The sequence below is a fragment of the Rhodanobacter sp. Root179 genome (assembly GCF_001428465.1).
Lineage (GTDB): Bacteria > Pseudomonadota > Gammaproteobacteria > Xanthomonadales > Rhodanobacteraceae > Rhodanobacter.
Genome location: NZ_LMHR01000064.1, coordinates 42,864 through 63,230 on the forward strand (window position 1 = coordinate 42,864; position 20,367 = coordinate 63,230).

The 20,367-nt window shown below is 69.1% G+C and carries 13 protein-coding genes; 5 read left to right on the top strand and 8 right to left on the bottom strand.

What is annotated here, in order from left to right:
- The first annotated feature begins 45 nt into the window (after positions 1-45).
- From metK to ASD82_RS06110, 5 genes are all read left to right on the top strand, one after another.
- Positions 46-1,245, top strand: coding sequence for a methionine adenosyltransferase (metK, locus tag ASD82_RS06090; RefSeq protein ID WP_056716855.1), 1,200 nt, complete (start codon positions 46-48; stop codon positions 1,243-1,245).
- Positions 1,246-1,347: 102 nt separating this feature from the next.
- Positions 1,348-3,204, top strand: coding sequence for an ATP-binding cassette domain-containing protein (locus tag ASD82_RS06095; protein ID WP_056716857.1), 1,857 nt, complete (start codon positions 1,348-1,350; stop codon positions 3,202-3,204).
- 189 nt (positions 3,205-3,393) lie between these two features.
- Positions 3,394-4,023 carry a glutathione S-transferase gene (locus ASD82_RS06100; RefSeq protein ID WP_056716859.1) on the top strand — a complete coding sequence of 210 codons (630 nt, stop codon included), beginning with the start codon at positions 3,394-3,396 and terminating at the stop codon, positions 4,021-4,023.
- A 4-nt stretch (positions 4,024-4,027) separates the two neighbouring features.
- Positions 4,028-4,315, top strand: a complete 288-nt coding sequence (locus ASD82_RS06105; RefSeq protein ID WP_056716861.1) for a GIY-YIG nuclease family protein — start codon at positions 4,028-4,030, stop codon at positions 4,313-4,315.
- 202 nt (positions 4,316-4,517) lie between these two features.
- Positions 4,518-5,282: a TerC family protein gene (locus ASD82_RS06110; protein ID WP_056716862.1), complete on the top strand. Its 765-nt coding sequence runs from the start codon at positions 4,518-4,520 to the stop codon at positions 5,280-5,282.
- On the opposite strand, the gene ASD82_RS06115 is transcribed toward ASD82_RS06110, so the two are convergent.
- The 8 genes from ASD82_RS06115 to ASD82_RS06150 form a co-directional block, all read right to left on the bottom strand.
- The gene (locus tag ASD82_RS06115; RefSeq protein WP_056716864.1) at positions 5,279-6,592 is read right to left on the bottom strand and encodes an ATP-binding protein; all 1,314 of its coding nucleotides are present in this window, start codon (positions 6,590-6,592) and stop codon (positions 5,279-5,281) included. The two genes, ASD82_RS06110 and ASD82_RS06115, sit on opposite strands and share 4 nt — an antisense overlap.
- A 37-nt stretch (positions 6,593-6,629) precedes the next feature.
- Positions 6,630-8,033 (bottom strand): sigma-54 dependent transcriptional regulator, encoded by a 1,404-nt coding sequence (locus ASD82_RS06120; RefSeq protein ID WP_056716867.1) that lies wholly within the window; start codon positions 8,031-8,033, stop codon positions 6,630-6,632.
- A 55-nt stretch (positions 8,034-8,088) separates the two neighbouring features.
- The gene (locus ASD82_RS06125) at positions 8,089-10,503 is read right to left on the bottom strand and encodes an ADOP family duplicated permease (protein ID WP_056716868.1); all 2,415 of its coding nucleotides are present in this window, start codon (positions 10,501-10,503) and stop codon (positions 8,089-8,091) included.
- On the bottom strand, positions 10,500-12,941 hold the full coding sequence (locus ASD82_RS06130) for an ADOP family duplicated permease (protein WP_056716869.1): 2,442 nt from the start codon (positions 12,939-12,941) through the stop codon (positions 10,500-10,502). Before ASD82_RS06130 ends, ASD82_RS06125 begins: the two co-directional genes overlap by 4 nt.
- Before the next feature lie 34 nt (positions 12,942-12,975).
- Entirely contained in the window at positions 12,976-15,411 is a 2,436-nt protein-coding gene (locus ASD82_RS06135) for an ADOP family duplicated permease (RefSeq protein WP_056716872.1), read from the bottom strand.
- A gap of 77 nt (positions 15,412-15,488) precedes the next feature.
- Complete coding sequence (locus ASD82_RS06140; RefSeq protein WP_056716874.1) at positions 15,489-17,921, bottom strand: ABC transporter permease; 2,433 nt, start codon at positions 17,919-17,921, stop codon at positions 15,489-15,491.
- Positions 17,918-18,682 carry an ABC transporter ATP-binding protein gene (locus ASD82_RS06145; RefSeq protein WP_056716876.1) on the bottom strand — a complete coding sequence of 255 codons (765 nt, stop codon included), beginning with the start codon at positions 18,680-18,682 and terminating at the stop codon, positions 17,918-17,920. Before ASD82_RS06145 ends, ASD82_RS06140 begins: the two co-directional genes overlap by 4 nt.
- A 64-nt stretch (positions 18,683-18,746) precedes the next feature.
- Positions 18,747-20,000, bottom strand: a complete 1,254-nt coding sequence (locus tag ASD82_RS06150) for an HlyD family efflux transporter periplasmic adaptor subunit (protein WP_056716877.1) — start codon at positions 19,998-20,000, stop codon at positions 18,747-18,749.
- Positions 20,001-20,367: the final 367 nt, after the last annotated feature.

Consider the following 20,367-nt stretch of genomic DNA (forward strand, 5'->3'; position numbering starts at 1 on the left):
CGACTTCATTTATCTTTCTATCCGAACAAAGGGATATAAACCGCGATGTCCAACTACCTGTTCACCTCCGAATCGGTCTCCGAAGGCCATCCGGACAAAGTCGCCGACCAGATCTCCGACGCCGTCCTCGACGCGATCGTCGCGCAGGACCCGCGCGCCCGCGTGGCCTGCGAAACCATGGTCAAGACCGGCGTGGCGATCGTGGCCGGCGAGATCACCACCGATGCGTGGATCGACCTGGAAGCGATCACCCGCAAGGTGATCCTGGACATCGGCTACGACTCCAGCGACGTCGGCTTCGACGGCGCCACCTGCGGCGTGATCAACCTGATCGGCAAGCAGTCGCCCGACATCAACCAGGGCGTGGACCGCAAGAAGCCGGAAGAACAGGGCGCGGGCGATCAGGGCCTGATGTTCGGCTACGCGACCAATGAAACGAAGGACTTCATGCCCGCCGCGATCTACTACTCGCACCGCCTGGTCGAGCAGCAGGCCAAGGTGCGCAAGAAGAAGAACTCGCCGCTGCCGTGGCTGCGCCCGGACGCCAAGAGCCAGGTCACCCTGCGCTACGAGAACGGCATCGCCACCGCGATCGACGCCGTGGTGCTGTCGACCCAGCACGACCCGAGCGTGAAGCAGAAGGACCTGATCGAGGCCGTGCGCGAGGAAATCCTCAAGCCGGTGCTGCCGGCCAAGCTGCTGCACAAGGGCACCAAGTTCCACATCAACCCGACCGGCAAGTTCGTGATCGGCGGGCCGGTGGGCGACTGCGGCCTGACCGGCCGCAAGATCATCGTGGACACCTACGGCGGCTGGGCCCGTCACGGTGGCGGCGCGTTCTCGGGCAAGGACCCGTCCAAGGTCGACCGTTCGGCCGCCTACGCCGCGCGCTACGTGGCCAAGAACATCGTGGCCGCCGGCATCGCCGACCGCTGCGAGGTGCAGGTGAGCTACGCGATCGGCGTGGCGCATCCCACCTCGATCTCGGTGACCACCTTCGGCACCGGCAAGATCAGCGACGAAAAGATCGAGAAGCTGATCCGCAAGCACTTCGACCTGCGTCCGTTCGGCATCCTGCAGATGCTCGACCTGATCCACCCGATGTACCAGCAGACCGCCAGCTACGGCCACTTCGGGCGCACTCCGCGCGACCTGGTCGACGCCAACGGCAACAAGTTCACCTCGTTCTCGTGGGAAAAGACCGACCGCGCCGAGGCGCTGCGCAAGGATGCGAAGCTGAAGTAGGCCTCGCCACGCCATCCAGGGAAACGGGCCGCCCAGTGCGGCCCGTTTCTTTTGGAGCCATCCCGACGCAAGCAAGGACGCGGCTACCGCTACAATGGGCGGATGTCTCTTATCCAATTGCAACGCGTCGACTTCAGCATCGGCGGCCCACTCCTGCTCGAACACGTCGATCTGTCGATTGAGGCGAACGAGCGGGTCTGCATCGTCGGTCGCAACGGCGAAGGCAAATCCACCCTGATGAAGCTGATCGCCGGCGAGTTGCATGCCGACGACGGCGAGGTGCGCGTGCAGAACGGCATCGTGGTGGCGCGGATGGCGCAGGAGGTGCCGCACGGCACCGAAGGCAGCGTGTTCGACGTGGTCGCCGAGGGCTTGGGCGACCTGGGCCGGCTGCTGGCGCGTTATCACCACCTGCTCGACACCGGCGATTTCGACGCGCTGGGTGACGTGCAGCACGAGATCGAGGCGCAGCACGGCTGGGACCTGGACCGCCGCGTCAGCGACGTGATCACCCAGCTGGAACTGCCCGGCGAGACCGACTTCGCCGCGCTTTCCGGCGGCATGAAGCGCCGCGTGCTGCTGGCCCAGGCGCTGGTACGCAAGCCGGACGTGTTGCTGCTGGACGAGCCGACCAACCACCTGGACATCGAGGCGATCGGCTGGCTGGAAAGCTTCCTCAAGCAGTTCGCCGGCAGCATCATCTTCGTCACCCATGACCGCAGCTTCCTGCGCGCGCTGGCCACGCGCATCGTCGAGATCGATCGCGGCCAGCTCACCGACTGGCCGGGCGATTACGACAACTACCTGCGCCGCCGCGAGGAGCGCCTGCACGCCGAAGCGCAGGCCAACGCGCTGTTCGACAAGAAGCTGGCGCAGGAGGAAGTGTGGATTCGCCAGGGCATCAAGGCCCGGCGCACCCGCAACGAGGGCCGCGTGCGCGCGCTGAAGGCGCTGCGCAACGAGCGCGCCGAGCGGCGCAACCTGGGCGGCAACGTGAAGATGACCGCCGCCAACGCGCAGACGTCCGGCAAGAAGGTGATCGACCTCAAGCACGTGCACCAGGCCTACGACGGCCGGGTACTGATCGACGACCTCTCGACCACCATCCTGCGCGGCGACCGCATCGGCATCATCGGCCCCAACGGCGCCGGCAAGAGCACCCTGCTGAAGATCATGCTGGGGGAACTGACACCACTGCGCGGCACGGCCGAGCTGGGCACGTCGATCCAGATCGCCTACTTCGACCAGCACCGGCTGCAGCTCAACGACTCGCTCAACGCGCTGGACAACGTGGCCGAAGGCCGCGAGTTCATCGAGCTCAATGGCCAGCGCAAGCACATCATCGGCTACCTGCAGGATTTCCTGTTCTCGCCCGAACGCGCCCGCGCGCCGATCACCCGCCTGTCCGGCGGCGAACGCAACCGCCTGCTGCTGGCCAAACTGTTCGCCCAGCCGTCCAACCTGCTGGTGATGGACGAACCGACCAACGACCTCGACGTGGAAACACTCGAACTGCTGGAAGAGTTGCTGACCGACTACCAGGGCACCTTGCTGCTGGTTTCGCATGACCGCGCCTTCCTCGACAACGTGGTGTCCAGCACCCTGGTGCTGGAGGGCGAGGGCCGGATCGGCGAATACGTGGGCGGCTACAGCGACTGGCTGCGCCAGCGGCCGGCTCCGCGCGGCACCACCGCAACCGGCAAGTCCCCTGCCCCGGCCCCAGCCGCACCGCCAGTGGCGAAGCGCAAGCGCAGCTTCAAGGAACAGCACGAGCTGGAGCAGTTGCCCAAGCGCATCGAGCAACTGGAAACCGACATCGCCACGCGCACCGCCGCGATGAACGAGCCCGCATTCTTCCAGCAGGACAGCGCGGCCATCGTCAAGGCCAACGAGGCCCTGGTGGCGGTGCAGGCGGAACTCGACGCGGCCTATGCGCGCTGGTCGGAGCTGGACGACTGATTGGGGTTTGGGGGAAGAGCTTCCCCCCATCCGCCCTTCGGGCACCTTCCCCCGCAGGCGGGGGAAGGGAGCATGCGTCGGGGCCCCACCGCTTCCTTCCCCCGTGCAACGGGGGAAGGTGCCCGAAGGGCGGATGGGGGCCGCCGCTTCCCCGTCGTATCATCCGCTGACTCATTCGCGGACCTCGCCATGTACACGCTCTACTACTCCCCCGGTGCGGCCAGCATGCTGGTGCATCTGGTGTTGCTCGAAATCGGCGCGCCGCACCTGCTGGAGCGCGTGGACCTGGACGCCGGCCAGCAGCGCAGCGCGGCCTATCTCGCACTGAACCCGAACGGCGTGGTGCCGACCCTGGTCATCGACGGCGTGCCGCATGGCGAAGCGGCGGCACTGGCGATGCTGCTGGCCGAACGCCATCCCGAGGCCGCGCTGGCGCCTACGCCGGCCAGCGCGCAACGTGCCGACTGCCTGCAGCGGATGTTCCACCTGGCCAATGCGCTGCAGCCGTTGTTCCGCCAGTGGTTCTACCCCGGCGACCACCTGCCTGACGCCAGCGATACCGTGAAGGAAGCCGCGCGCATCGGCATCGAGAAGTGCTGGTCGCAGCTCGACGCCCACCTCGCCGCGCATGGCCCGTACATGCTGGGCGAGCGCTTCGGCATCGTCGATCTCTACGCCCTGATGCTGATGCGCTGGTCGCGCAACATGCCGAAGCCCGCGACGAGCTGGCCGCATCTGGCCGCACTGGCCACGCGACTGAAGGGCCGTCCGTCGTGGAAGCAGCTCTGTGAGGTTGAAGGCCTGGTCGAGTGGGCCTGAGCGGATGAGCGATACCCCCGGCGCCGACGCCTGGGCGGTCTACCTGCTCGAATGCGCTGATGGCCGCGTCTACACCGGCATCGCCCGCGATCCGGAACAACGCTACGCGAAGCACCTCGCCGGCAAGGGTGCCCGCTTCACCCGTTCCAATCCGCCGCGGCAGTTGCTGGGCTGGGTGTGGGTTGCCAGCCATGGCGACGCGCTGCGGCTGGAGATGGCCTGGAAGCGCCTGCCGCGGGCGCAACGCATCGCGGCGCTGCGGGAAGGCATGACGCGCACGAACGCGTGCTAGCATCAGCCGTGAAGGGGAGTAGCTCCCGTTCGCTGTCACCGTCAATACGGGCTTGACCCCGGTGCAGCGGCAAACCGCCAGGTTTGCGAGCAAGACCTTCGCCGTCCCACGGCGAAGCTGCGTCCATCACGAACGCCTTTGACGCCGTGGCTCCACCGCGTGACCAGCCTGTCCTGCAGCCACCCACCTCAAAGAGATCCCCATGGAATCACTGGCCAATCCCGAAATCTGGATCGCCCTCGCGACGCTGACCGCACTGGAGCTGGTGCTCGGCATCGACAACATCATTTTCATCTCGATCCTGGCGGGCAAGCTTCCGCCGGAGCAACGGGACAAGGCGCGCCGCCTCGGCATCGTGCTGGCCGCGATCACCCGGCTGGGCCTGTTGATGGCGATCGCCTGGATCGTCGGGCTGACCGCGCCGCTGTTCTCGCTGTTCGGCCACGCCTTCTCGTGGCGTGACCTGATCCTGGTCGGCGGCGGCCTGTTCCTGATCGGCAAGGCCACCCACGAAATCCACCAGAAGCTGGAAGGCGCCAGCGAGCAGGTGACCGTGGGCGCCGCCACCGCGACGTTCGGCGGCGTGATCGTGCAGATCATGCTGCTCGACATCGTGTTCTCGCTGGACTCCATCATCACCGCGGTAGGCATGGTCGACGAGCGCTGGGTGATGGTCACCGCGATCCTCGCCTCGATCGGATTCATGCTGGCGTTTGCCCGGCCGATCGGCGAATTCGTGGAGCGCCATCCCACGGTCAAGGTGCTGGCGCTGAGCTTCCTGATCATGATCGGCCTGGTGCTGGTGGCCGATGGTTTCGGCCAGCACATTCCCAAGGGCTACATCTACGCCGCGATGGCCTTCTCGGTGTTCGTGGAGCTGATCAACCTGTGGATTCGGCGGCGCGCGAACCGGCAGGTGGCGCCGGTGGCGCTGCACGAGAAGTACACCGAAGGCGACGCCGGCTAGTCGCGCGCCAGCTCCAGCGGCAACCACAGCTGGGCGACGGCTCCGGGCGCGCCTTCGCGGGCGCCCAGGCTGACGCCGCCTTCGTGTGCTTCGGCGATCTGCCGCACCAGGGCCAGGCCGATGCCGGAGCCGCCGGGCTTGGTGGTGAAGAACGGCACGAACAGGTTGTCGCTGCCGGGCAGGCCGGGGCCATCGTCGAGGATCTCGATCAGCACACGCTCGCCCTCGCTGCGCCAGCGCATCACCACCTCGCCCTTGCCGTCGAGGCTCGCCTCGACGGCGTTGCGCAGCAGGTTGATCAGCGCCTGTTCGAGCTGGTCGGGATCGGCCTGCAGCGACAGCGGCGGCCCGTCTTCGACGCGCACGACGAGGCGCTGCTCCAGCCGCGCCACCGCCGCGATGCGCTCGGCCAGGTCGACGCTCCGCTTCTGCGGCGGCGGCAGCGCGGCCAGCTTGCTGTAGCCGGCCAGGAAACGGGCCAGCGATTCGGCGCGGTTGCCGATCACCTGCAGGCCGCCACGGGCATCCTCGCGCCAGTCGTCGGGAAGCGGTTCGCGCGCGACCAGGCTGGCCAGCGTGCCGGCCAGCGAATGGATCGACGCCAGCGAGTTGTTGACCTCGTGGCCAAGCACGCGCAGCAGCCGCTGCCAGGCCTGGCGCTCTTCCTCGCGCAGCGCGCGGCCGACGTCGTTGACGACCAGCAGCTGGCCGTTGCGACCTTCGTTGCGCAGTGGCGCGTGGCGAATCTCGAAGCGGCCGCTGCGACCGGGAAACACGTGCCGCACGACCTGCGCCGATGGCGCGGCGAGCAGCGCATCGAGGCCCAGTTCGTCCGCGCGGCGACCCATCAGCGCATGGCGCTCGCCGGTGAGCAGGCGTTGCGCGGCGGGATTGAGCAGGCGCAGGCGGACGTCGCTGTCGAACACGAACACGGCGCTATCCAGCGAGGCCAGCGTCTTGCCCAGCAGGCGCGCCGAATCCTCCGATTGCAGGCGCTCGCGCTGCAGCCGGTCGGCCAGCGCGTTGATGTCGTAGATCGCCTCGCCCAGCACGCCGCCGCTCACCCCGCGCAGGCTGTAGTCACCTTCGCGCAACGCTTCGAGCAGGCCGACCAGGGTGTATAGCGGATACACCACGCGCCGGTGCTGCCAGCGGGCGAGCATCGCGGTGAGCACCAGCACGGCGACGGCGAGCAGCCAGCACAGTTCGACCTCGGGCCGCCCCGTCAGCAGCACGATCGCCAGCGCCGCCAGTGCAGGCAACGCCACCAGCCAGCCGCCGGACAGCACGCGCCGCTCGAATGCGGGCATGCGCGCGCGGCGCCGCGATGACGCCCTGGCCACGGGTTCAGCCATCGTCGTCACTGGCGGGATCGCGCAGCGCGTGTTTTTCCATGCGCCGGTAAAGCGTCTGGCGGGTGATCCCCAGCGCATCGGCGGCATGCTGCAGGTTGCCATCGTGGCGTTCCAGCGCGCGTCGCACCAGATGCGCCTCGGCCTGGTCGATGGTCATGTCGTCGAGCTCGGTCGACGCCGCCGCCGTGCCGCCACCCGGGCCGGGACCGAAAGCCAGCGCCGAGTCGCTGACCAGATCCTGCTCGGCCAGCAGCGCGGCGCGTTCCATCAGGTGGCCCAGCTCGCGCACGTTGCCCGGCCAGCGCCAGGCCAGCAGCGCGCGCTCGGCCGACGGCGCCAGGCGCAGATCGTGACGGCCATAACGCACGGCGCTGCGTTCGAGAAAGCTGCGCGCCAGTGGCAGGATGTCGTCGCGGCGTTCGCGCAGCGGCGGCAGGCGGATTTCCAGCGTGTTGAGCCGATACAGCAGGTCCTTGCGGAAGCGCCCCGCCTCCACCTCGACGGCCAGGTCGGCATTGGTGGCCGAGACCAGCCGCACATCCGCGCTCTGCGTGCGCGAGGAACCCAGCCGCTCGAACTCGCCATCCTCCAGCACGCGCAGCAGCTTCGGCTGCTGCGAGATCGGCACGTTGCCCACTTCGTCGAGGAACAGCGTGCCGCCGTCGGCCAGCTCGTAACGGCCGATGCGTTCGCTCTTGGCGTCGGTGTACGCGCCGCGCACGTGGCCGAACATTTCCGACTCGAACACGTTCTCGGCGATGCCGCCCATGTTGACCTTGACCAGCGCCTTCGCCGCGCGTCGCGACTGCGCGTGCAGCGCCTGCGCGATGACGCCCTTGCCGGTGCCGTTCTCGCCCAGCACCAGCACGTTGGCGTCGCTGGGCGCGACCCGCGCCACCAGCTCCATCACCCGGCGCATCGCCGGCGACTCGGCGATCAACGCTTCGCCGCCACCGCGCAGCAGCGCGTTCTCCGCCTCCAGCCGGCGCTGCCGCCGCGCGCCCTCGCCCAGCGCGATCTGGGTGCGCACGATGCTGAGCACGCGCGCGTTGTCCCACGGCTTCTCGATGAAATCGCCGGCGCCGCGGCGCAGCGCATCCACCACCAGCGGCACGTTGCCCCACGCGGTCATCACCACCACCGGCAGCTCCGGCACGTGCTGGCGCAACGCATCGAGCAGGGCCAGGCCTTCCTCGCCCGAGGTGGTGTCGCGGGTGTAGTTGAGGTCGATCAGCGCGCAGCTGAAATCGCGCTGGCGCACCGCTTCCAGCGCGGCCGCCGGGCCGTCGACGCCCACGCTGGCGAAGCCCTCGGACTTCAGCAGCAGGCGCAAGGCTTCGCGCACGTCGGCCTGGTCGTCGACCAGCAGGACGGTGGGATTCGATTCGCGTGTCATGTCGTTCCGTTCACGGGTTCAGCAAAGCATATCGGCTCCGGCGCGCAGGAGCGCATCAGTCGTAGCGCAGCGCAATGGCCGGCGCCACGCGCAGCGCGCGAATCATCGGCAGCAGTGACGCAAACATCGCCACCAGCGCCACCACCAGCAGCACCGGCACGAACACCCGCATGTCATGCGCCTGCGTGTGCAGGTTGGGGTCGGCCAGCAGGCCCGACCACGGCCACGCCAGCAGCAGGCCGATGCCCAGCCCGAGGCCCAGTTGCCACAGCAACTGCCGCGCGACCTCGCGCACGATCGCGGCGTTGCCCGCACCGATCGCGCGGCGTATCCCGAATTCCCGCGTGCGCTGCGCCACCGAAAAGGCCAGCACGCCATACAGTCCGGCGGCCGCGAGGAGCAGCGCGATCAGACCAAGCGCGCTGAACACCTGGGTCAGCACCAGCAAGCCGATCCGTCCGGAAGCCATCAGGTGCGACTGGCTGTGCACGTAGTGCACGGCGGCCTGCGCATCCACGCTGCGCACCAGCGCCGTGAGGCGCGGCCCGTAGGCATGGGCATCCGCCCGCGTGCGCACGGCCAGGCCAACGGCGGCCAGCGGCGACATTCCTTGCGATTGCTGCAGCGGCACCAGGAATCCCGGCACCGATCGCTCCATCTGGGTATCCAGTTGCAGCGGCTCGATCACGCCGATCACGGTGACGGTGGTCGCCCACGGCTGCTCGGGATAGAGCACCAGCGATTGGCCCACCGCCTCCTGGCCAGGCCACAGTGCGACGGCGGTCTTGTGATCGATCACCGCGACCGGCTGGCTGTCGGCACGATCGCGCGTATCGAAGAACCGGCCGGACAGCAGGTGCACGCCGTAGGTGTCGAGGAAGTGCCCGTCGACGATACCCATCTGCGCTTCGGTCCAGCCGCCGGACGGACGCGAGCGTCCCTTCGCGCCGATCATTTCGTGGCTGCCCAGCCGCGCGCCGGGCACGGTGTTGGCCACCGTGGCATCCAGCACCTGCGGGTCCGCGCGCAGGCGTTCGGCCAGCGTGCTGAAGAAGCGGATGCGCTGCTCGTCCTTCGCATACGCTTTCGGCGGCAGCGCCACCTCGGCGGTCAGCACATGGCTGGCATCGCCACCGCCGGCCGCGGGCACCGCCAGCAGCTGGTTCAGCGAGCGCACGAAGGTGCCGGCGCCGACCAGCAGGACCACGGTCAGCACGATTTCCATCACCACCAGGCTTTTGGCGATACGCGCGAACGCGCCGCCCGATCCCTTGCTGCCTTCGCGCAACGCATCCTGCATGTCGGCGTGCGAGGCGCGCCACGCCGGTATCAGTCCGGCCAGCGCCGTGGTGAAAAACGCCACGGCGACAGCGAACATCAGCACGCCGCCGCTGATGCCGAAGTGCTGGAAGCCGGGAGCCTGCCGGTCCGCCGTCATGTAGGCGGAAATGATCCAGCGATTGCCCCAGTGCACGATCGGCAGCGCCAGGGCCAGCGACATCATGCCGAGCATCAGGCTCTCCGCCAGCACGCCAAGCATCAGCCGGCCACGGCTGCTGCCCAGCGCACTGCGCAAGGCCAGCTCGCGACGCCGGCTCAGGGTCTGCACCAGTTGCAAATTGGCCACGTTGACGCAGGCCAGCAGCAACACCAGCGCGGCGGCGGCGAACATCAGCCAGACCCAGCGCAGCATGTCTTCGGGTGCAAAACTCACCGCCAGCGGCTTGGCCGTCAGGGCCTGCTGCATCTGCCACGACCTCGACCGCTGCCGCAGCTGGCCGTCCAGCGCAAGCAGCTGCGAACGCGCCTGGACCAGGCTGACACCGGGCTCGAGCCGCCCGACCATGTACACGGAATCGTGCTGCCCTGCGCGAGGTTGCAGCGGCATCCACAGCTGGCTGACACCCGGAAAGCCGAACGCCGCCGGCAGCACGCCGACCACCGTCGCCCACTCGCCATTGACGCGCACGGCACGCCCGATCACCGCGGGGTCGGCGTCGAACTCGTGCCGCCACAAGGTCTCGCCGATCAATACCACCGGGGCGGCGTCGGGCACGTCGTCCGCCGCGCCGAAGCCGCGCCCCAGCAACGGCTTGACGCCGAGCAGATCCATCATCGACGAGGTCCACAAGGTGCCGCTGTAAAAACTGGTGCCGTTGCCATGGTCCATGCCCAGGCCGACCGGTGCATAGGCGCCATCCTCATCCAGTCCCTGCAGTCGGCCATGCAGGTCGAGGTACTGGCTGCTCTCGATATCGCCGATGCCGCTGCCGTTGTCGTGCACCTCGCCGATCGCCAGCAGCCGATCGGCATGCGGGAACGGCAACGGCTGCAGGACCAGGGTGTCGATCAGGCTGAACAGAAACAGCAGCACGCCCAGGCCGACACCCAGCATGCCGGTCGACAGACAGGTGTAACCCGGCCGCGCCAGCAACCGCCGCCATGCACCGCGAAATTCGCGCACGATCATTCCCTGCTCCCCCGCAACGCGCGCATCGGATGAACACGGCCGGCACGCAGCGCCGGCACCAGGCAGGCCAGCACACCGGCCACGGCCAGCACCGCGCAGACGCCGCCGATGGCCACCGGGTCGACCGCGCCGCGGCCGATGTCTTCGAGCACCGCGCGCAGCACGCCGGACAGTCCCAGCGCGAGGCCGACGCCCAGCACCAGGCCAAGCCCGATCTGCCACAGCCCGCCGCGCAGCACCAGTCGCATCAAGCGCCATGGCGAGGCGCCCAGCGCGCTGCGCACGCCGAACTCGCGTTCGCGGGCGGCCACCGCCACCGCCATCACCGCGTACATGCCGGCCGCGGCGAGCAGCAGCGCCAGCGCGGCGAAGATGCCGACCAACAACAGGTTGAGGCGCATGTCCGCAGTGGTGCTGCGCACGATGCCCTGCATGCTGCGTACGTTGGCGATCGGCTGGTTCGGCGCGACGGCGGTCACCGCCGCCGCCAGCGCATCGCGCCACGCGTTCGGGTCGCCATGGCCGCGCAGCGCGAAGCGCATCGGTTCGAAGCTGCGGAAAATCGCCATGGCGTTGTCGGTCATCTGCGCCAGCGGCACGTACAGCACTTCCGGCTGTTCTTCCAGCGGACCGAACTGGTTGGTGTCACCGACCACGCCCACGATCCGCGCCGACCACAGTCCGGCATGGTCGCCGCGCTCACCGCGCTGGATCAGCTTGCCGAGGGCCTGGCCGCCATAGTGCTTCTGCGCCATCGCCCGGTTGATGATCGCCACCGGCTCGCCGCCGCGGATATCGTTGCGACCGAACGTGCGCCCCTCATGCGTGGCGATGCCGAACAGCGCGAAGAAGTCGGGGTCGACGCCGCGGTACTGCGTGTTGAACATCTCCCCGCTACCGGGCAGGTGCAGGCCGCCGAGGTTGAACTGGCCACTCCACAGGTCCGCCGGAAGATTGGTGGTGGAGGTCACCGTGGTCACGCCGGGTATCGCGCGCAGACGTTCAAGCACGCGCGTCGACAGGCGCTCCACCGCGGCGGCGTCGGGATAGTCGGCCAGCACCGGCGCCAGCTCGAAGGTGAGGATGCCGTCGCTGTCGAAACCCAGCGGCGTGCGCGCGGCGTCGTACAGCGTGTGCAGGAACAGGCCCGCGGCACTGAGCAGCGCGGTCGCCAGCGCCACCTGGGCCACCACCAGCACGCGGCCCAGCCGACCGCTGTGCGGGCCCAGCCCGCTGCGTCCGCCTTCGCGCAGTTCGTCGATCCCGGTGACGCGGCGCCCGCGCCACAGACCCAGCGCCGCGGCCAGCAGCGCACCGCCCAGCCCGACCAGCAGGGCCAGCAGCCATGTCGCGGCATCGAAATGCAGCCGACCATTCGGCAACCACTCCGCCGGCATGTGGCTTTGCAAGGCGCCAAGGCCGATCATCGCCAGCAGCATGCCGACCAGCGCACCGGCGACGCCGACCAGCAGCGCTTCGGCCAGCGCCGGCAATGCCAGCCGCGACATCGGCGCGCCCAGTGCACCGCGCACCGCGGCATCGTGGCTGCGCGACAGCGCACGCAGCAGCATCAGGTTGGTCAGGTTGACCAGGGCGATCAGCAACACGAACAGTGCACTGGCGAGGAACAGCGTCAGCACGTGGCCGGCATCGGCATGCTGCCAGGCACTGAACGGCTGCGCGCCGAAGTGGGCACGCCTCCAGTCATCGTTGCCCAGCGCGACGTACATCGCGTGCAGGCGCGTGTCGACCTCGGCCGCCACCGTGGCGGCGGCCACACCGGCGTTGGGGCGCAGCAGCGCCATGTAGTTGGTGCCGTCATTGACGGTGTTCGGCGGCAGCGCGGCGGGCAACACCACGTCGCCCGCGAAGCCCAGCGCGGCGAAGTCTTGCGGCAACACGCCGACGATGGTGCGCGGCGTGCCTTCGATCGAAATGCTGCGGCCGATCACGCCGGCGTCGCCGCCATAACGGCGCTGCCAGAAACCGTGGCCCAGGATCACCACCTGCGGCCCGTGCGGCCGGTCCTCCTCGGCGCTGAAGTTGCGACCAAGCTGCAGGGACAGACCGACCGTCGGCAGCAGGCCGCGATCGGCGTAGCTCGCCGGCACCAGCTCCGGCTGGCCGCCACCGGCGATGTTCAACTTCGGGCCATCCTGGATCAGGCCGAGCGATTGCACGCCTTCCAGCGACTGCATGTGCTGGTACTGCTGCGGCGACACCGCGCTGACATGGTCGCCGTTCCAGGGACCGGCCACCAGCAGCCGCGAGGCCTGCGGCACCGGCAGCGGCTGCAGCAGCACCTGGTCGATCAGGGTGAACACCGCGGCAGTGCTGCCGACCCCCAGCGCCAGCACGCCGGCCGCCAGGAGCAGGAAACCGGGACGCCGCAGACTCGCGCGCCAGGCACGCCAGATTTCCGCCAGCCAGATGTTCATCGCCAAAGCTCCCGCGTCATGTGCTTCATCGTCGCTACTCTCCGCGCAAGGCGCGCATGGGATGGGTTCGACCGGCGCGCAGCGCCGGCACCAGGCAGGCCAGCAGACCGGCGAAGGCCAGCACCACGCACACGCCGGCCAGCGCCCACGGATCGAAGGCGCGGCGACCGAGCTGCTCGATCAGCGCGCGCAACAGGCGGGTGAACACCAGCGCCATGCCGACGCCCAGCACCAGCCCCGCCGCGATCTGCAGCAGGCCGCCACGCAGCACCATGGCGACCAGCCGCGAAGGCTGCGCACCGAGCGCCATGCGCACGCCGAATTCGCGTTCGCGCGCGGCCACCGCCACCGCCATCACCGCATACAACCCGGCCGCGGCCAGCAGCAGCGCCAACGTGGCGAATACGCCGATCAACAGCAGGTTCAGTCGCGCGTCGGCGGTGGTCTGCTCGACAATGCTGCGCATGCTGCGCAGCCTGGCGATGGGTTGCTCGGGCGCCACCGCAGCCGCCGCCTCGCGCACGCCGGCGCGCCAGTCATCCGGATTGCCGTGGCCGCGCACCGCGAAACGCAGCGGTTCCAGCTCGCGGAAGATCGCCATCGTGGGCGCCGGCAGTTGCGCCAGCGGCAGGTACACCACCGGCAGCGGCGGATGCAGCGGGCCGCTCTGCCAGGTGCGGGGCACCACGCCGACGATGCGCATGGGCACCGGTGCCGCATTGCTCACCTCGATGTCGAGCTGCTGGCCCAGCGCGCGACCGTGATACCACTGGTCGGCCAGATCCTGGCTGACGATCGCCACCGGCGCACCGCCTTGCTGGTCCGTCAGCGCGAAGTCGCGTCCCTCGCGCAGGTGCATACCGAACACGTTGAAATAGTCCGTGCCGATGCCCTTCACCTGCGACTGGAATTCACCGCCCGTGGGCGTGCGCATGCCGTTGTTGAACGAGCCGAAGATGTCGTCGCTGGTGGGCAGGTTGGTGGTCACCGCCGCGGCGCTCACGCCGGGCAGGATGCGCAGGCGCTCGACCAGTTGCCGGGTCATGGCCAGCATCGACGCGGTGTCCGGATAGTGGCCTTTCACCGGCGCCAGTTCGAACGTGAGCACGCCGGTTTCCGTGTAGCCCAGCGGCTGCCGCGAGGCATCGCCGATGGCGCGCACGAGCAGGCCGGCGGCGCACAGCAGCACGGTCGCCAGCGCCACCTGCGCCACCACCAGGCCGCGGCTCAGGCGGCCACGGTCGATGCCGACGCCGCTACGCCCGCCTTCGCGCAATGCCTCGACACTGGCCACGCCCCGGCTGCGCAGCACGCCGAACGCGGCCGCCAGCACCGCGCCCAGCAACCCCATGCCGAAAGCGAGCTGCCAAGCCGTGGCGCCCACCTGCACCTGGCCGCCCCAGCGCCACGAAGCGGGAATGGCCCCCTGCAGCAAGGCCAGCCCGACCAGCGCCAGCGCCATGCCCGCCAACGCCGCCACGACACCGATGAGCAGGCCTTCGGCCAGCGCCGGCAGCAGGCTGCGCCACCATGACGCGCCCAGTGCATGGCGTACCGCCACGTCATGCTGACGCGCCAGCGCGCGCAGCATCATCAGGTTGGCCAGATTGACCAGGGCGATCAGCAACACCAGCGCCGCGCTGGCGAGGAACAGCAGCAGCAACGGCCGTGCCTCCTGCTGGAACGCGGCGGCATAGCCTTGCGCGCCGAAGCGCGGCTTCTTCCAGTTGCCGCCCATGCCCATGTCGCGAAACATCGTGCGCTCGGCGGCATCCACCTGCGCCGACGCGGTGGCGATGTCCACGCCATCGGCCAGCCGCGCGATCACCTGGTGGCCGTTGTGGTTGTAGTCGCGGCTCACCGCCGGCAACGCACTCGGCAGCACCACGTCGCCCGGCCCCAGCAAGGTGTTGAAGGCCGCCGGCAGCACACCCACGATGGTGTGGGGCACGCCCTCCACTTTCAGCATGCGGCCCACCACGCCCGGGTCGCCCGCGTAGGCACGTTGCCACAGCCCATGACCGAGCAGCACCGCCTTCGGCCCGTTCGGGCGATCCTCTTCCACGCTGAAATTGCGGCCCAGCGCGGGATGCAGCGCCAGCGTGGGCAACAGGCCGCGATCCATCTCGATCAGCGGCACCTGCGACGGCGCGCCCGCTCCGGCGATGTTCGCCGCGGTACCCATGTGCACCAGCCCCATCGACGCCAGCCCCGCCGGTGCCGCCAGCGACTGGTACTCGTGCGGCGAGATGGAGCCGACCTGCGCGTTGCCGTGCAGGGGTCCGATCACCACCAGCCGGTCCGCCTGGGGCGCCGGCAACGGGCGCCACAAGGTGTTGGCGATCAGCACGAACACCGCCACGCTGGCGCCGATGCCCAGCGCCAGCACGCCGCTCGCCAGCAGCATGAAGCCGGGCCGGCGCAGGCTGCCGCGCCACGCGCGGAGGATTTCGGCAAGCCAGATACTCATGCGGACATTCCCCTGCGCCAGCCGTCGGTGACTCGGGAGAGAAACGGCATCGGGTCCTGCGACGTGACATCCACGGATCAATCCCCCTGAAGAACGCGCATCGGTTGCACCCGGCCTGCACGCAGGGCGGGCGAGAGGCAGGCAAGCACGCCGAAGGCCAGCAACAGCACGCAGATGCCGCCTGCGATCCATGGGCCGAGCAGCGCATGTGAGCCGAGTTGTGCGAACGAGGCCGCGAATATCCGCGGGAAGGCGGCGGCCAGGGCCAGCCCCAGCACCAGGCCGATCACGATCTGGGCCATCCCGCCGCGCAGCACCAGCGCGGCCAGTCTTGCCGGCGACGCGCCCAGGGCGGAGCGCACGCCCAACTCGTGTTCGCGCGCCGCCACCGCGACCGACATCACCGCGTAGAGGCCGACTCCGGCGAGCAGCAAGGCCATCGTCGCGAATACACCGCAGATCCAGATGCCGGTCTGCGCGCCACCTGATGCCTCGGCAACGATCGAACGCATGCTGCGCACCTGCGCGATCGGCTGCTGCGGCGCCACCGCGGCGATGACTTCGCGCAGTGCCTTGCCGTAGCCGGCGGCATCGCCGCGCACGCGCAAGGCGAAATGCATCGACTCGTTGCTGCGGAAGCCGGCCATCAGCGCATCGGGCATCTGCGCCAGCGGCACGTAAAGTTCCGCCGGCATCTTCGAATCGTCGCCCGGCGGGTAGGTGTCATCGACCACGCCCACGATGCGTGCCGTCCACGGCTTGCCCGGATGCACCGAGTCGTCCATCTGCACCTGCTGGCCCAGCGCCTTCCCGCCATACATCCGCTCGGCCATGGTTTGGCCGATGACGGCCACGGCCTCGCTGCCGCGTCCCTCCTGTGGCGTGAACAGGCGGCCACGCTGCAAGTGGATGCCGAACACCCGGAAATAATCCGCGCCCACAGCGCGATAGAGGACGAACGCCGGCGCGTCGCCGTGCGCGTGTGCGGCGATGCCGAAGGAACCGAGGTAATCGTCCACCGGCAGGCTGGTGGACGCCGTGGCGTCAAGCACGCCAGGCAGCTGGCGCATGCGCTCGACCAGCCGTTGCGACAGCGCCGTCACCGCCTGTACATCCGGGTAGTCGGCCTGTACCGGAGCGAGCGCAACCGTCGCCACGTTGGTGTCGTCGAAGCCCCATGGCGCGCGTGCATCGTCCCAGGACTTGCGCAGGAAAATCCCGCAGGCACCCAGCAGCACCACCGTCAGTGTTACCTGCGCGATCACCAGTGCGCGGCTGAGCCGGCCCTGGTAATGCGTGGCGCCGCTGCGGCCGCCCTCGCGCAGGTCGTCGAAGGAAACGATGGCGCGGGCACGCCACAGGCCCAGCGCCGCCGATGCCAGCGTCGACAGCAGCGATACCAGCACCACCAGCAGCAGCGTGTGCGTCCCCAGATGCAGCTCGCCGCCGACGGCTTCCGGCGGAATGATGCTGCGCAACGCCGCCACGCCCACCAGCGTCAACAACACGCCGAAGCCGGCACCCAACACACCCACCAGCAGGCTTTCGACGAGCAGCGGCGCACCCTGACGCCAGCGCGGCGCGCCCAGCGCACTGCGCACCGCGGTGTCGCGCTGCCGTGCCAGTGCGCGCAGCAGCAACAGGTTCGCCTGGTTGACCAGGGCGATCAGCAAGACCAGCAGCGCGCTGGCCTGGAACAGCACCAGCACGCGAGCACCCTGCACGTGCAAGGCGGCGTGATAGTCGGTGGCACCGTAACGAAAGTGGTCGTCGCGTTTGTCGGGCGAACGGGCGGCATCCGCCCGCAATCGCGCATCCGCCTGCGCACCTACCGCAGCAGGGTCCGTACCGTCGGCAAGGCGGGCGATCGCGAGATAGAGGTGCTGGTCGCCGGCACCATCGGACGTCAGCATGGCCGGCAGCATGATGTCGCCTCCCGTGCCCGCCGCAACGAAGGCCTCGGGAAGCACGCCGATGATGGTGTGCGGCGTGCCTTCGACTTTCAGGGTCCGGCCAATCGCGGCCGGATCGCCCGCGTACTGGCGCTCCCAGAAATCGTGGGTAAGCATGACCACCGGCGGCCCGTGCGGGCTGTCCTCGCCGGCAACGAAGTTGCGTCCCAGCTGCGGCTGCATGCCGAGCGTGGATAGCAGGCTGTGATCGGCGTAGGTGGCCTGCACCCGCTGCGGCACGCCATCGCGCTGGATGTTGACCACCGGCGTGGCGAACGCGAGCAGGCCGATCGAGCGCACGCCATCCAGTTTTTGCAGCGCCGCGTACTGCCGCGTGGAAACCCTTGGCGGCCACCGCGGCATCAGCTTGCCCACGGCCACCAGTTGTGATGCCTGCGGCAGCGGCAACGGCTTGAGCAGCACCTGGTCGATCAGGTTGAACGCCACCGCACTGGCCCCCACGCCCAGCGCCAGCACGCCGCTGGCCAGCAGCAGGAAACCTGGCTTGCGCAAGCTGGTGCGCCACGCGTGCCAGATCTCGGCCAGCCAGACTTTCACGCGTCGACTTCCACGCGCTGGCCGATCAGGGCGTCGATGCGCTGCTCGTCTTCGCGGCGCAGCCGCTCGAAGGTTTCCTCGTCCACCACGCGGCCGTCGAACATGCGGATCTTGCGCTGGGCCAGTTCGGCGTAGCGGCTGTCGTGGGTGACCATGCAGATGGTGGCGCCGCCCTTGTGCAGTTCGTCGAGCAGGGCCATCACCGCCTCGCCGTTGCGCGAGTCGAGGTTGCCGGTGGGTTCGTCGGCGAGCAGGATCGCCGGCCGGCCGACCAGGGCGCGCGCCACGGCCACGCGCTGCTGCTGGCCGCCGGAAAGTTGCGCCGGGAAGTGCCGCATGCGGTGCGCCATGCCCACGCGCTCCAGCGCCTCCTGCACCCGCTCGCGCCGTTCGCCCGCACCGATGCCGCTGCGGTAGGTGAGCGGCAGCTCCACGTTTTCCTGCACGCTGAGGTCACCGATCAGGTTGAACGCCTGGAAGATGAAGCCGATCTCCGCGTTGCGGATGCGGGCGCGCTCGGCCGCGTTCATCGCGGCCACATCGTGGCCGTTCAACACGTAGCTGCCGGCGCTGGCCGTGTCCAGCAGGCCGAGGATCGACAGCAGCGTGCTCTTGCCGCAGCCGGATGGGCCGGAGATCGAAACGTATTCGCCCCGGCGGACGTCCAGATGCACGTCGCTCAAGGCGTGCGTTTCCACCTCATCGGCCTGGAACACCTTGCGGATGCCGCCGAGGGTGATGACGTTGCTGGTGTCGTTCATGCGGTCGTCCTGTTGAAGAAAAATCCGGGAAGATGTCGATCATGCTGCCGTGCCGCTGGTCGAGTCAGCGCAGGCGCAGCTGGTCATACTTGTCCCACTGGCTGGTGTCGGAAAGAATCACGCGATCGCCCGGCTGCAGGCCCTGCATTATCTGCACCCGATCGACCGAGGTGGCGCCCACCCGCACCTTGATGCGGCTGGCGGTGTTGCCGGAGGCGTCGAGACGGAACAGGCTGGCCTCGCTGTTCGGCTCGACCTGGGCCGGGCGACCCATCGACAGCACCTGCTTGAGTTCGGCGATGCGGATGCGGCCGTCCACGGAAAGATCGGGGCGCGCCCCGGCAGGCAGCGCGCCGGACGGCGTCACGTCCACCTGCACACTGCCGTCCACCACCGCCGGATCGATGCGGGTGACGGTGCCGTCGATCATGCCGTTATAGGTATTCACCTGGGCGGCCATGCCCAGCGCCACGTCCTTGGCCTGCACCTCGGGCACGCGCAGCCGGGCGATCAGCACGTCGCCGCGCGCCACCCGCGCCAGGTCCGCGCCGGCGGCCACCTGCTGGCCCTCCTGCACCGCGACCTGCTGCAAGGTGCCGGCGATGCCGGCGCGCACCTGCAATGCGTCGGACTGGCGCTGGCGCAGCAGCAGGTTGCTTTGCTGCAGCTGCAGTTCGGCCCGCACCGCCGCCATCTGCGCCGCGATGCCGGCACCGAACGCCTGCACGCGCTGCTGCTCCACGTCGGTCCGATGCTGCAGCTGCTTCAGCGCGATCAGCTCCTGTTCGTACTGCACCCGCGGAATCAGGTTCTTTTCCATCGCCTTCGCATCGGCCTCGCTGCGCACCTTCGCCGAGGCGTAGTCGGCCTGGGCCTGGGCCAGCGAGGAACGTTCGTCCAGCAGCTGCGACTGCAAGGCGGCCTGCTTCGCGGCCACCTGGGCCTCGGCCGCGGCGACCTGCGCCTGCGCATTGCGCAGGTCGCTGTCCACCTGCGGGCTGGACAGCCGCAGCAGCACCGTGTCGGCCTCCACGCGGGTACCCGGCCATACTTCGATCTTGCTCACCTGGGCGCTGGTCTGCGCCGCCAGCCAGTGGATGTCGCGCGGCACCAGGGTGCCCGGCGCGCGCACCTCGCGCAGCATGTCGCCACGCTGCACGGTATCGATCCAGGCCGCGGACCGTTCCACCGTAGGCAGCGCCGGCCCGAGGTTGACCGCGCCGATGACGAGTCCCGCCAGCAGCAACACGCCGCCGGCGATGGCGAGTTGGCGGCGACGACGTTTGCGCTGGGCAGCGAGCGGGTTGGCGATATCCATGAACCGGTCGGAGCAAGGGCCGTGCCACGCCCACAAATCGCCATTCCATGCGCTTCCGCGCATGCGCCGAAGCCAGGCTTCCCATTGAATCCGGACAGTGGCGTCCGAACACGGACATTGGCAAAAGCATTGGCGCTTCCGTCGCATGTCGAGGTTCCCGACCTCCCCGGCCAGCCGGGAAACGTCCCCGTCGACCAACGAAACCTGGGCATTGACGTTCACCACGTCCTCAAAGAGAACGAAGCTCCTTGTGAGCGGCACCTGCCGTGCGCAGATGCCGAGCTTTGCTCCGGCTCTTCTGAAGAGTGCGGGCCACGATGGCCCGCTGCTCTACCCGGGGCCCCTCTGCAGCGGCGAGGCGGGGTCG

Excerpts from the sequence above, each read along its gene's own strand:
- metK (WP_056716855.1), top strand. The coding sequence starts at position 46 with ATGTCCAACTACCTGTTCACCTCCGAATCGGTCTCCGAAGGCCATCCG.
- ASD82_RS06095 (WP_056716857.1), top strand. The coding sequence starts at position 1,348 with ATGTCTCTTATCCAATTGCAACGCGTCGACTTCAGCATCGGCGGCCCA.
- ASD82_RS06100 (WP_056716859.1), top strand. The coding sequence starts at position 3,394 with ATGTACACGCTCTACTACTCCCCCGGTGCGGCCAGCATGCTGGTGCAT.
- ASD82_RS06105 (WP_056716861.1), top strand. The coding sequence starts at position 4,028 with ATGAGCGATACCCCCGGCGCCGACGCCTGGGCGGTCTACCTGCTCGAA.
- ASD82_RS06110 (WP_056716862.1), top strand. The coding sequence starts at position 4,518 with ATGGAATCACTGGCCAATCCCGAAATCTGGATCGCCCTCGCGACGCTG.
- ASD82_RS06115 (WP_056716864.1), bottom strand. The coding sequence starts at position 6,592 with ATGCCCGCATTCGAGCGGCGCGTGCTGTCCGGCGGCTGGCTGGTGGCG.
- ASD82_RS06120 (WP_056716867.1), bottom strand. The coding sequence starts at position 8,033 with ATGACACGCGAATCGAATCCCACCGTCCTGCTGGTCGACGACCAGGCC.
- ASD82_RS06125 (WP_056716868.1), bottom strand. The coding sequence starts at position 10,503 with ATGATCGTGCGCGAATTTCGCGGTGCATGGCGGCGGTTGCTGGCGCGG.
- ASD82_RS06130 (WP_056716869.1), bottom strand. The coding sequence starts at position 12,941 with ATGAACATCTGGCTGGCGGAAATCTGGCGTGCCTGGCGCGCGAGTCTG.
- ASD82_RS06135 (WP_056716872.1), bottom strand. The coding sequence starts at position 15,411 with ATGAGTATCTGGCTTGCCGAAATCCTCCGCGCGTGGCGCGGCAGCCTG.
- ASD82_RS06145 (WP_056716876.1), bottom strand. The coding sequence starts at position 18,682 with ATGAACGACACCAGCAACGTCATCACCCTCGGCGGCATCCGCAAGGTG.
- ASD82_RS06150 (WP_056716877.1), bottom strand. The coding sequence starts at position 20,000 with ATGGATATCGCCAACCCGCTCGCTGCCCAGCGCAAACGTCGTCGCCGC.